The sequence below is a fragment of the Paenibacillus sp. NPDC058177 genome (genome assembly GCF_042883835.1).
Lineage (GTDB): Bacteria > Bacillota > Bacilli > Paenibacillales > Paenibacillaceae > Paenibacillus_AQ > Paenibacillus_AQ agri.
In genome coordinates, this window is record NZ_JBHVVB010000001.1 from 18,596 (window position 1) to 30,927 (window position 12,332).

General features: G+C 49.0%; 10 protein-coding genes. All 10 read left to right on the forward strand.

The genetic code is table 11. From position 1 onward, the window contains the following. The first annotated feature begins 136 nt into the window (after positions 1–136). The 10 genes from panB (at position 137) to ACFVU8_RS00160 (ending at position 12,203) form a co-directional block, all read left to right on the forward strand. A complete protein-coding gene (gene panB, locus ACFVU8_RS00115; RefSeq protein WP_066363166.1) occupies positions 137–1,003 on the forward strand; it encodes a 3-methyl-2-oxobutanoate hydroxymethyltransferase in 867 nt (288 codons plus the stop codon). 1 nt (position 1,004) lies between these two features. After that, positions 1,005–1,895, forward strand: a complete 891-nt coding sequence (gene panC, locus ACFVU8_RS00120; protein WP_387425373.1) for a pantoate--beta-alanine ligase — start codon at positions 1,005–1,007, stop codon at positions 1,893–1,895. Continuing rightward, entirely contained in the window at positions 1,888–2,271 is a 384-nt protein-coding gene (gene panD / locus ACFVU8_RS00125; protein WP_379464698.1) for an aspartate 1-decarboxylase, read from the forward strand. The genes panC and panD overlap by 8 nt, the downstream gene beginning before the upstream one ends. A 117-nt stretch (positions 2,272–2,388) precedes the next feature. After that, the gene (locus tag ACFVU8_RS00130) at positions 2,389–3,030 is read left to right on the forward strand and encodes a tetratricopeptide repeat protein (protein WP_379464697.1); all 642 of its coding nucleotides are present in this window, start codon (positions 2,389–2,391) and stop codon (positions 3,028–3,030) included. Between the two features lie 117 nt (positions 3,031–3,147). After that, positions 3,148–6,006: an ATP-dependent DNA helicase DinG gene (gene dinG / locus ACFVU8_RS00135; RefSeq protein ID WP_387425375.1), complete on the forward strand. Its 2,859-nt coding sequence runs from the start codon at positions 3,148–3,150 to the stop codon at positions 6,004–6,006. Between the two features lie 415 nt (positions 6,007–6,421). Continuing rightward, positions 6,422–7,075 (forward strand): redox-sensing transcriptional repressor Rex, encoded by a 654-nt coding sequence (locus ACFVU8_RS00140; protein WP_379464695.1) that lies wholly within the window; start codon positions 6,422–6,424, stop codon positions 7,073–7,075. Then, the gene (locus ACFVU8_RS00145) at positions 7,062–8,363 is read left to right on the forward strand and encodes an amidohydrolase (protein ID WP_387425378.1); all 1,302 of its coding nucleotides are present in this window, start codon (positions 7,062–7,064) and stop codon (positions 8,361–8,363) included. The genes ACFVU8_RS00140 and ACFVU8_RS00145 overlap by 14 nt, the downstream gene beginning before the upstream one ends. A 54-nt stretch (positions 8,364–8,417) precedes the next feature. Then, positions 8,418–8,936, forward strand: a complete 519-nt coding sequence (locus tag ACFVU8_RS00150; RefSeq protein ID WP_387425380.1) for a cell wall elongation regulator TseB-like domain-containing protein — start codon at positions 8,418–8,420, stop codon at positions 8,934–8,936. A gap of 1,229 nt (positions 8,937–10,165) precedes the next feature. After that, complete coding sequence (locus tag ACFVU8_RS00155; protein ID WP_379464692.1) at positions 10,166–10,708, forward strand: hypothetical protein; 543 nt, start codon at positions 10,166–10,168, stop codon at positions 10,706–10,708. Next, the gene (locus tag ACFVU8_RS00160) at positions 10,701–12,203 is read left to right on the forward strand and encodes an AAA family ATPase (RefSeq protein WP_379464691.1); all 1,503 of its coding nucleotides are present in this window, start codon (positions 10,701–10,703) and stop codon (positions 12,201–12,203) included. Before ACFVU8_RS00155 ends, ACFVU8_RS00160 begins: the two co-directional genes overlap by 8 nt. Positions 12,204–12,332 lie beyond the last annotated feature (129 nt).

Genomic DNA, 12,332 nt, shown 5'->3' on the forward strand with positions numbered 1-12,332 from the left:
GTAAGGACCGAGACAGAAGGGACGATCGCGAGTGACTCTTTTTTGCCCTTCGGACCTTTTTAGCGGACTTATGCTAAAGGGTTTTTTATTTGCGCGTTTATGCGCTATCTACTCAGGAAAAGGGGAATGAGGAGCAATGGCAGACAAACAGGCATTGAACATTGTGAAAATGAAAAAAATGAAGGCGGACGGTATTCCGCTAACTATGATTACTGCATATGATTACCCTTCAGCTCGTCTGGCCGAAGAGGCCGGCATCGACATCATCCTTGTTGGCGATTCGCTGGGCAATGTGGTGTTGGGCTATGATACGACCCTTCCGGTCACATTGGATGATATGGTATACCACACACGTTCCGTAGTCCGCGGAGCACATAATACGTTTATTGTGGCGGATATGCCTTTTATGACCTACCACGGCAGTATTGACGAAAGTCTCCGCGGGGTGCGCAGACTGATGCAGGAGGGACGTGCCCATGCGGTTAAAGTGGAGGGCGGCGTCGAGATCTGTGAGACCGTTAAGCAAATTGTGTCTGCTGGTGTACCCGTACTTGGACATATCGGCTTGACTCCGCAGTCCGTGAATACCATTGGCGGTTACCGGATTCAGGGTAAGGACCCGGCTGACGCGCAGCGGTTGATGGATGAGGCCAAGGCACTGGAGGCTGCAGGTGCTTTTGCCGTAGTGCTGGAGCTGGTGACAGAGGAAGTGGCGGAGGCCATTTCACGGGCTATTAGCATTCCAACTATCGGTATCGGAGCCGGACGTTATACTGACGGGCAGGTTTTGGTATATCATGATGTACTGCGTTATGCCTCCCCTTACCGTGAAAAGCGTTTTGTTAAAACCTATGCCGATATCGGTACACAAATCCGCGAAGGGATCACTCAATATGTGCAGGAAGTCAAGCAGCGCGCCTTCCCTGATGAGAGCCATATTTTCAAAGCGGATGAGACGGTTCTAGAGTCCTTGTATGGCACCGCGTCAAAAGGAGCGAAATAAGATGAGAGTGGTCAGAACAGTAGAACACTTGCGCGAAGCGCTGGAATATATGCGTGGCGGCGGTCATACACCGATTGGTTTTGTGCCGACCATGGGTTACTTGCATGACGGACATGCCAGCTTGCTGCGCCGGGCTACGGAGATGTCCGGTACGGTGGTTATGAGTATATTTGTCAACCCGCTGCAATTTGGGCCAAATGAGGATTTCGCTTCATATCCCCGTGACGAAGCCCGGGATCTGGAGCTTGCGGAGCGTGAAGGTGCAGATATCGTATTTATCCCGTCTGTGGAAGAGATGTATCCGCGTCCTATTCGTACAGGAGTGTCCGTCTCTTCACTGACCAACGTGCTGTGTGGGGCTTCGCGCCCGGGACACTTTGACGGTGTCACTACCGTGGTCTCCAAGCTGTTTAATATGGTGCAGCCTGATTATGCCTTTTTCGGTCTGAAGGATGCTCAGCAAGTAGCCGTTCTCCGCCAAATGGTGTCTGACCTGAATATGAATGTGCAGATTGTAGCCTGTCCTATCGTTCGTGAAGCTGATGGTTTGGCGCTCAGTTCCCGCAATGTGTATCTGTCGGAGGAAGAACGACTTCAAGCACTTGTACTGTCACGTTCCCTGCGGGCGGCTCGCGAAGCTGTTGAAGAAGGATCAGCCAAGACGGCCGAGGAAATCAGACAATTACTGGCCTCGATCATTTCTTCTTCACCACTTGCGGTGATAGATTATGCGGAAATTTTGACTTTTCCAGACCTTGAGCCACTGGCTGACGATTCTATTTTGGCACAAGCAGATGGTGAGATCATTATGGCACTGGCCGTCAAATTCGGTAAAACCCGCCTGATCGACAATATTGTGTTTACTCCTAAGGAGGTAGCTGCAATTGTTTAGACATATGATGAAATCCAAAATCCACCGGGCAACAGTGACGGAAGCTAATTTGAATTATGTGGGCAGTATTACCATTGATGAAGATTTGATGGAAGCCGCAGACTTGCTGGAGAATGAAAAGGTTCAGATCGTGGACAACAACAACGGGTCTCGTCTGGAGACTTATGTCATTCCCGGTCCGCGCGGCAGCGGTGTGATTTGTCTCAATGGTGCGGCAGCCCGGCTGGTGCAGCCTGGCGATACAGTGATTATTATTTCTTATGCGATGCTTTCTCAAGAGGAGCTTCAGGGCCACAAGCCGACTGTAGTTTTTGTAGATGAGCTGAACAAGCCGGTCAAACTCGCCGATCATGAGATCCACGCGACCATCGTCTGACCGTTTCTGACGGGCATGTAATCAATGGCAGGCATGAAAGACCCTCACCTTGCGAAAAATGAAGTCAGGCAAGCTGAACTGAACTGATACCATTTTCAGTAAGGGTGGGATGAAGTCATGTTTCAACATTTATTTGCTGAAATGAACCAGATGCTACAGGAGGTCGTCACTGACTATCCTAAAGCGCAGGGTGCCCGCCGGGAAGAGCTTTTATGCAAGTACAATTTGTTACACCGAATCAGCGATCATGTCATGGATGAATGGCTGGTCTTCGCGGAGAAGCTCAGCCATTTCCGTGACAACCTGGAAGTGCCGGATGAGCCTCTGGAGCCTGCTGCTCAGCAGGAGGCGCCAGAGCTGTCCATGGAGTCCTTCGTCAGAGGTCAGGGCTATTATAAGCTGCTGATGTACCCGCAGTGTATCGAACAGTTTAAGGGCGTCGTTCAGGAGTACCCGGACAGCCTCGCCGCCCGACTGTATCTTGCCATGGCTTATCTGCAGGAAGGGGAAGGCGAAGCCGCATGGGTTCATCTGAACCATATGCTGAATCTCGTTCGGGAACGCAAGCTCAAGGCGATGATCTATAATGCTATGGGCTGTATCCGAGCTTCTCAGGAGCGCTTCCCTGAAGCGCAGGAGTTGTTCGATTTGTCTCTTCAGCATGATCCGGCCCTGCCGGAACCAACTGTGAATCTGGAAGTGTGCCGTAAGCGTGGGGGACAACTCCAGTATGGCAGCCAGCTTGTCTCGCTTTTATAACCATCAGTCTTGCCACAGAAGCGATGCCTCCACTGTTGACAGCGGGGTGCATCGCCTTTTTTCGCAACTTCTGTTATGCTGATTAAGAGTCTCAAGTGAAAGGGAATAGAACTTACAATGAAATTTGCCGTGCTTGATTTTGAAACAACGGGAACCCAATCGGTGGGTGAAATCATCCAGGTGGGTCTTGCCATTATAGAAGAAGACCGGTCCATTTCCCGGGTATATGGTTCCTTTGTCAAGCCCGGAGCGCCGATTCCTCCTTTTATTACGGGCTTGACAGGCATAACCGACAGCGACGTGGCGGATGCGCCAGAGCTGGATGAGATGATGATGGAGCTAGTGCCTTTACTGGACGATGTCGTTCTGGTAGGGCATAATGTGGCCTTTGACTTCCATTTTTTACAAAATGCATTGGATCGATGCGGATATTTGCCGTTTCAAGGCCGTATTCTGGATACGATCGATTTTCTGAAAATTTGCTTTCCTTCGCTGACGACTTATCAGCTGGGTGCCGTCAGCAGCCATTTCGGCATTACGCATGAACGGCCGCATCAGGCCGACAGCGATGCTTTGGCTACCGCGCTCGTGCTGCTCCAATGTCTGGAGGAGCTATACAGCCTGCCGCTTCTAACGATACAGCGGCTTAGCGAGTTATTCGCCGCAGAAGACAGCGATCTTGGCTGGTATTTCGACGGGCTGCTGCGGGAACGGGAGATGGAGACTTTCCAGCCGGAGAGCGATTTAACATTTTACCGGCAGCTTGCCCTCAAGGTAGGCGATTGGACAGAGCTGGAGCCTCCAAGGGATCAGCATGGTGCTAATCCACTGCATTCATTATCTTTCTCTGATTATATGGATGAGATTAGACAACGGCTCAAGGACAAGTTACCTCATTATGAAAGCCGGGAAGCGCAGGATATTATGTTTAACGAGGTTATAACCGCACTTTCCGAGGACAAGCACCTGCTGATTGAGGCAGGGACGGGAACCGGCAAGTCGCTGGGTTATCTGCTTCCGGCAATTTATCAGAGCGTTCGCAGCGAGCAAAAGGTCATGGTCAGCACTCATACCATTAATCTGCAAGACCAGCTCCGGGAGCGCGATATTCCGCTGCTGACCGAAGTTGTACCATTTCCGTTCAAGGCTGCTATCTTCAAGGGAAGAGGGCACTATTTGTGTCTGCGCAAGTTTGAACATAAAATAAATAAAAGGGACTTTACGAGTCCGAGGGAAGATGCCATCATTGCCGCGCAGATGATCGTGTGGCTGACTCAGAGTGAATCCGGGGATGACGAGGAGCTGAACCTCGGCGGACGCGGCGGGGATTTCTGGGAGACGGTAGCAAGCGACACCGATTCGTGCCTGGGCCGTGCTTGCCCTTGGTTCCGCAAGTGCTATTACCACCGGGCCAAGCATGAGGCCGGTATTGCGGACGTGGTAATTACGAACCATTCCAAGCTGTTTGCAGATGTGAAGGCTGGACATCAATTGTTGCCAGCCTATGAGCATCTGGTTATTGATGAGGCCCATCATCTGGAGGATGTAGCCGGGAAGCATCTCGGCATGCACATGAAGCATTTCACAGTGTCACATACTCTCGGTAGACTCTACAAGGACAGCCGTAACGGACAGCTTCCGGCCTTGCGTCAGATTCTGCAAACTTCCGGTAGCGAGCAGGCTTCCGAATGGAGTGTCATCATTGACAGGCTTTATCCGGACTTGCTTACGGTGAAGGAGACATGGGATGTATTAAGCGAGAGGCTGTACACTCTCCTGCCGGAGCGCAGCGATGCGGCCGCAGGGGAAGCGGGACAGCTTGTGCTTCGTCTCCAGCCGGGAAGCAAGCCGAAGGACTGGGAAGAGCTGGCGGCATTAGAGAATACAATGCACCTGAGCCTCAGCGAAGTCATCCGTAAGGGTGAGAAGATGCTGAGCGAGATGCGTGAACAGGAGGGTCAGTCCAGCTCGGACAGTCTGGTGACCGATCTTGGGGGTCTCTTTAAGGATTTGGGCGCCATTCGCGAACAGGTGCGCTTCTTTATGAATCTGAACGACGTGAATGTTGTCTATTGGCTGGAAGCCAGCACTAATTATCGCAGCAAGTCCCTGCAACTCTATGCGGTGCCTGTCGATGTCAGTGCCCAGCTTAAGGAGCTGTTCTTCGACAAGAAGAACAGCATCGTGCTGACCTCGGCCACATTGTCGGTCGATAAATCATTCCAATTCATGATTGACAATCTGGGGCTCGGAGAGGCAGCGGAGCAGGGGCGTCTGATGACCTCGCTGCTGCCTTCTCCGTTCAAGTACCGTGAACAGGCCCTGCTGGTCATTCCGCGCGACTTCCCGAGCGTTAAGGGCAGCATAGGCGATGCCCGCTTTGTGGACACGCTGGTGCAATCACTGGCGGAGGCTGCGGTAATCACACGCGGACGGATGCTGGTGCTGTTCACTTCTTACCGTATGCTGCGCCAGGTCTATGATCCCCTGAAGGAAGCTCTGGCTTCACAGGATATCAGTGTACTGGGCCAGGGAGTCGAAGGTGGAAGCCGTAGCAAGCTGATCCGCCGTTTCCAGGACAGCAACGCTTCTGTGTTGCTTGGCACAAGCAGCTTCTGGGAAGGCGTAGATATTCCGGGCGAGGCTCTAACCTGCCTGGCCATCGTCAGACTGCCGTTTCAGCCGCCGAATCATCCGCTTGCGGAGGCTAAGGCTGAGCTGCTACAGGCGCAGAAGAAGAACCCGTTCATGAAGCTCTCCGTGCCGCAGGCGGTTATCCGCTTCAAGCAGGGCTTCGGCCGTCTCGTTCGGACGGCACAAGACCGGGGGATCGTTATTGTTTATGATACCAGGGTGATTGAATCCTATTACGGTAAATATTTTCTGTATTCGCTGCCCGGTCCCAAGATGGAGCATATGAAGACCGAGCAAATGGTTCCCCGAATTGCAGAATGGCTGGAGGAAGGGGGCAAATAATGCCCCTTTCATTCCTTGTGTAATGCGTTATTTTCAACAATCGGATTAATCTATATAGAACACATTAATGATCTCCGAAGTGTAATTAACGGCATTTTTGTACCCTAATAAGTCTGAAGTTAAGGGTGAATTTAAATTAAGAGCAATAATGTACCTTAAATCTTCCGTAATACGCTTTCGGAGTGCTTTTTTGAAATATAAGATACAATAATGCCCTTATCATCCTTTTTTAGCATTTTTCAAGAAAAATAAGGTACAAAAATACTGTTAGTTGGGGAAACAGAGCCATTTTTCACTGGTTTAAGAAAGCGGATATTGGGGAAGATGGATTTGCGACTTATAGCCTTAACTTCACCAGAGTAACGCTTTGTCTTCTGTTTGAATCTTTATTTCACTTAATCTAGGAGGAGAAAACATGAAATCGGATAAAATCTCGGAGGCGGTGGTACGCAGACTTCCTGTATACCTGCGATTCCTCAACGATCTCCAAAAACGTGAAATCTCGACAGTTTCTTCTCAAGAACTTGGTCAGAAGCTGGATCTTAACCCCGCCCAGATCCGTAAGGATCTGGCTTATTTTGGCGACTTCGGCCGTAAAGGTATCGGTTATGATGTATCTTATCTCATTGAGAAGATCCGCCATATACTGAAACTGGATCAGCAAATTAACGTGGCTCTGGTAGGCGCCGGTAATCTTGGACATGCCTTGTCCAACTACAATGCTTACTTGAAGGACACGATGAAAATAACCGCTATTTTTGATTCTTATGATCCCAAGGTAGGTCAGAAAATCAACTCACTCATTGTACAACCCATGAAGGATCTGGGCAGCACTATCCGTGAGCAGGGCATCCGTATCGGCATTATTACTGTACCGGATACCGAAGCGCAGAATGTAGCTGATATCCTGGTGGAATCCGGTATTGAAGCGATTTTGAACTTTGCACCTGTAATTCTAAAAACGCCAGCGCATATCCGTGTTCATGCGGCCGACTTCACAACCGATTTGCAGAGCCTGGCTTATTATTTGCAAGATGGAAAGGAGGAGATTGGGCATGAGCAGCAGTAAGATTCTTATCCGTAACGGGAAGTTTCTTGTGCCTGGGTCTCCTCTGTCTGTGTTGAACGGCTGTATGATCATTGAGAATGATCTCATCACATACATAGGCGAAGAAGAGCCGTGCCTTGAAGAAGAGCTGCAAGTGATCGATGGCAGCCGTCTGCTGTTCATGCCTGGTCTGGTGAATACCCATGGTCATGCGGCGATGTCGCTGCTGCGCGGCTATGGTGATGACCGGACTCTTCAGGTCTGGATGCAGGAGAAAATGTGGCCAATGGAGGGCAAGTTTACCCCGGATGATATCTACTGGGGAAGCTCGTTATCCATACTTGAAATGATGAAGGGCGGCACGACGACCTTTTTGGACATGTATGACAAAATGGACCGGGTAGCTGAGATTACGGAGCAGTCCGGCATGCGAGGAGTTCTGACACGCGGCGTTATCGGTCTATGTCCGCCGGAGGTACAGGATGTGAAGCTGGCTGATGCTGTCCGGTTCGCTCGCGACTGGCATGGCAAGGCAGACGGCAGAATTACAACGATGCTGTCCCCGCATTCTCCTTATACTTGCCCGCCGGAGTTTTTCGTCAAGTTCGTACAGGCGTCCAATGACCTGGATCTGCCGCTGCATACGCATATGTCGGAGACGAAGCGGGAAGTGGAGCAGAACGTAGAGGAATACGGACTGCGCCCTGTCGAACACTTGGAGAAGCTAGGCATGTTTACACGACCATCGCTAGTCGCGCATGGTGTGCATTTGAATGACGAGGAGATCGGGATTCTGGCCCGTCACCATGTCGGGGTCTCCCATAACCCTGGGAGCAACCTGAAGCTGGCTAGCGGCATTGCCCGGGTTATCGACCTGCTGAATGCAGGTGTCACCGTATCGCTTGGCACGGATAGTGCAGCCAGCAACAACAATCTGGACTTGTTTGAAGAGATGCGTCTGGCAGCTCTTATCCATAAAGGATTCAGCGGTGATCCCACAGCTGTTCCGGCTTCAGAAGCCATGCTGATGGCTACGGAGTACGGTGCGAAGTCACTTTTCCTGGATGGTGTGGGCCGACTTGCTCCCGGCATGAAGGCTGATTTTATTGCCATTGATATCGACCAGCCGCACCTCCTGCCACATACGGATCTGCTCTCACATGCGGTATATTCTGCCAGTGCTAAAGACGTGCTCCATGTCTGGGTGAACGGAAAGCAGATTGTGAAGAACGGGGAGTGCCTAACGTTGGATGAAGAGGCTATCAGACGCAAGGCACAGGAAACTTTTGAAGGTCTGTTGAAGCGGTAGACAGGCGAGGAATAGGCATCACCGCCGCGGAACAAGTAGAAAGGAAGCTGTAACTTGAAAAAGAGGAAAAAATGGATCCTGATAGGAGTGGCAGTGTTTCTGCTCTTGCTGCTCGGCCTAATTCAGTTCTACGCCTTTATCATGAAAGACCAATGGAAAGAACGGGATGCAGCAAAGGAAGTCGCCAAGAGCCGTGCGGGCTTGACTCTAATGGAGAAGGCCCAGAAATCGGTCTGGGATGAAAACTCGGTGTATTGGGTGCTGACAGGGAAAAATGAGGCGGGTACCGAGCTCATGGTGTGGGTTCGCTTTACAACGGACGGTAAAGTTGCTGAGGGCGACAATGTGGTATTCAGCGAAGAACTGAGCAAGGGCACATCGGAGGCTAAAATCAGGTCCATCATCAGCGCACAGCTTCCGGATATTAAGATTCAAAGGCTGCTCCCGGGTGTGTATAACGGGGAATATGCCTGGCAGCTTTTTTATGAACAAGGAGATCGTTATTATTATCAGTTCTACCGCTTTTCTGACGGAACGCCTATCGGAGGGCGTTTCAGTTTGCCGAAGCGCTGAGACTGAACCTCATTGGGCTCTCTTTGCGGATAAAAGTAAGGGGAAGTTAAGTGTGATTTAAGAAAAAACAAACAAGCGAACCGGATGGCGGTTTCGCTTGTTTGCGTTTTGATTAGGGTTTGATATGTTGTCTGATGAGTATCAATAACGAGATTGCTTAACGACGATTTTCACGAGAATTCATGGATCTATTTGGAACGTATTAAAATAACAAACTAGGCCAGGACAAAAGAGAGTCTATAATTAAGAATCCCCGTAGTGAATTAACGGCATTTTTGTACCTTAAATTCTCTGCAGCTAAGAGTTAATAGGAATTAAGTGCAATATTGTACCTTAAATCTTCCAGAATACTCGTCCAGCGATGCTTTTTCGAAAAATAAGATACAATAATGCCCTTATTTTCCTCATTTCTTTATATTCAAGAAAAATAAGGTACAAAAATGCTGCTAATTAGGGAGATGGACTATTTTTCTCGCTGTTAAAACGATTGGTGTGGGGGAATATCGGTTGAAATAGGCCACAGCCAATGAGAGCCGATGAAAGATAATTATAATGCATTACATATTGTGGAAAGTGAAATTCTGGGTGGATGTTTACATTTGTAAATATATTCATGGAACCGTTCCCGCGAAATCATTCCCACGTAAAAATCATTCCCGCCGAACCATTCTTATGTAAGCTTTCAGGCGAACGTTCCGCTCCTACAGATACTCCTACAGATACTCCTACAGATACTCCTACAGATACTCCTACAGATACTCCTACAGTTCCAAACTTCCCCTTTGCTCCTCTTAGTTTTTGTTAATTTCTTTTGCTGATTTTTTTATTTTCTTTTGTTACTTTCTTTTGTTCGTAAAGTATATAATTTCGTATTGACTATCGTATATCAAATTAGTCGATGTAATTATATCTATTAGTATATCATCGATAATTCGTATAGATGCAGATGTCAGATTTACGGGTAGATATTTTTATCAAAATAAGCCCCAGAACTAAGTTCTGGGGCGAGCTTTGTCGATAAATAATAAAAAAGGTTAGATAAATCTGTAAAAATTAGAATCAAAAATTTTAAATATATTCACACTTTTTTTCGTTTTCGTATATACACCTGTGATATACTACTATTTGTATTCAAGAGGGCATGCCGAATTGAATCCCTGATCATAGGGATCATCGCATACCGGGACGTATTCATATACTTGTTGTAATCATCGAGAGGAGGACGTTTCTTGAAACTGCGTCTTGTACCTGTACTGCTAACGTCACTGTTGACAGCTGCCTTGTTATTTGGTGGATGGTTTCTCTATCGTGAATTTGTGATTCAGGAACCGCTCCAAAAGATAGTGGCTGGCTATGAAGGTGTCAACAAGTCTCAGATTACTATTAACCGCGATCAGGTGACTTTGAAACTCGATCTTAAGCCGGGCACGAAAATGCGTGAACTGGTTCAATATGTTTCGACCGAAGGCAAATCGGCTATCAACGGCCGCACATTGAAGCTTGATGTCGATCAGCACTCCAGCGCAATGCTGGATGATTATTGGAATAAAGCAATGTTCTCAGTGGCAGAAGCCATGGAGAGCGGTAAATATACATTGATTCCGTCGACGCTTGACGGATTGAAGGAGAGTCATACGGAATACAAGGGTGTTGTTGCAACGACAGAGATTGACGATAGCAATGTCTATGTAAGCCTGAGCAGCGGCAAAGATAGCAAATTCATTATTCTGCCGCGCAAGCCGGCCAAGATGGGGGTTTGGAACAATGCCTAAATGGACTAAAGAAGTACTGGTAGGATTTATTCCTGTGGTGTTAATTTTTATGGTGTTTGTTGGAATTAATATTTTTCCGGTCATTATTGCGGCTGGCATGATCGGTGCGCTGCTGCTGATAGCACATATGCGTGGCGGGATCGCTGTTGGTGCCGGAGCGGAGAAGAAGCGCAAGAAGGACGGGCCGTCCAAGCTGACTTTTGAAGAAATCGGCGGCCAGGATAATGCCAAGCAGGAGCTGCGTGAAGCACTGGATTTTCTGATTCGTCACGAAGAGATCAGCAAGTTCGGGATTCGCCCACTCAAGGGCATCCTGCTGACCGGTCCTCCGGGAACCGGGAAGACACTGATGGCTAAAGCAGCTGCACACTATACGAATTCAGTATTCGTTGCCGCCTCCGGCAGTGAGTTTGTTGAAATGTATGTCGGGGTAGGTGCAGGGCGTATCCGTGATTTGTTCCGCGACGCCCGTGCTCGGGCTGTGAAGGAGAACAAGCAGAGCGCGATTATTTTTATCGACGAAATTGACGTTATTGGCGGTAAGCGTGAAGGCGGGCAGCAGCGTGAATATGACCAGACACTGAATCAGTTGCTCACGGAAATGGACGGTATCTATAACAATGAGACTCCGCGCATTCTCCTGGTGGCTGCTACGAACCGCAAGGAAATGCTAGATTCGGCGCTGCTGCGCCCAGGCCGGTTCGACCGGCATATCCAGGTGGATATGCCTGATATCAAGGGCCGCAGATCGATTCTGGCTCTACATGCCAAGAACAAGCCGCTGAGCGCTGAAGTGAGTCTTGATAAAATCGCCGAGGAAGCTTATGGGTTCTCTGGTGCCCAACTCGAAAGTGTGATGAACGAAGCGGCCATCTACATGATGCGTGAAAATCTGACAGAGGTGGAGCATCGTCATTTGTCCATGGCCATCGACAAGGTGATGATGGGTGAGAAGACAGACCGCGAGACTAATCTGGAAGAGAAGAAACGCGTGGCTATTCATGAGCTGGGACATGCGATCATGGCCGAACTGCTGCGCCCGGGCAGTGTCAGCCAGGTTACCCTTACCCCACGGGGGCAGGCACTCGGTTATGTACGGCATAATCCGCAAGAGGAACAGTATCTGTATACCAAGGACTATCTGGAGGATCAGATCATGATCGCACTAGGCGGAGCCGCTTCCGAGGAGATTTTCTATGGCGGACGCAGTACCGGTTCGAGGGGAGACTTCGACCAGGCGTTGAGTATTGTCGAAACGATGATGAAGTCCGGACTTACCTCTCTGGGGATTGCCAATCTGGATATGGTTACCACAGAAGAGCTAATGAAGGAAAATAGTAAAATTCTGGACGAGCTTATGCTTCGGACTCGCGAAATGCTGGAGAATCAACGGAATGTATTTGATTACTCTCTTGACATTTTAATGAAAGAAGAAGTCCTTTCTGGAGAGCAATTTCGTTGTCAATTTCGTGACAGCGTCCTTTTACCGGCATAATTCTTTATGCCGGTTATTTTTTTTTACTTTTCAGGCATGCTAAGATATCATTATATGTCGGGCTTATTAAATTTTTACGACAGACAAGGTACAATACTAAGGTATAGATACCTGAAAGGATGGAGACTT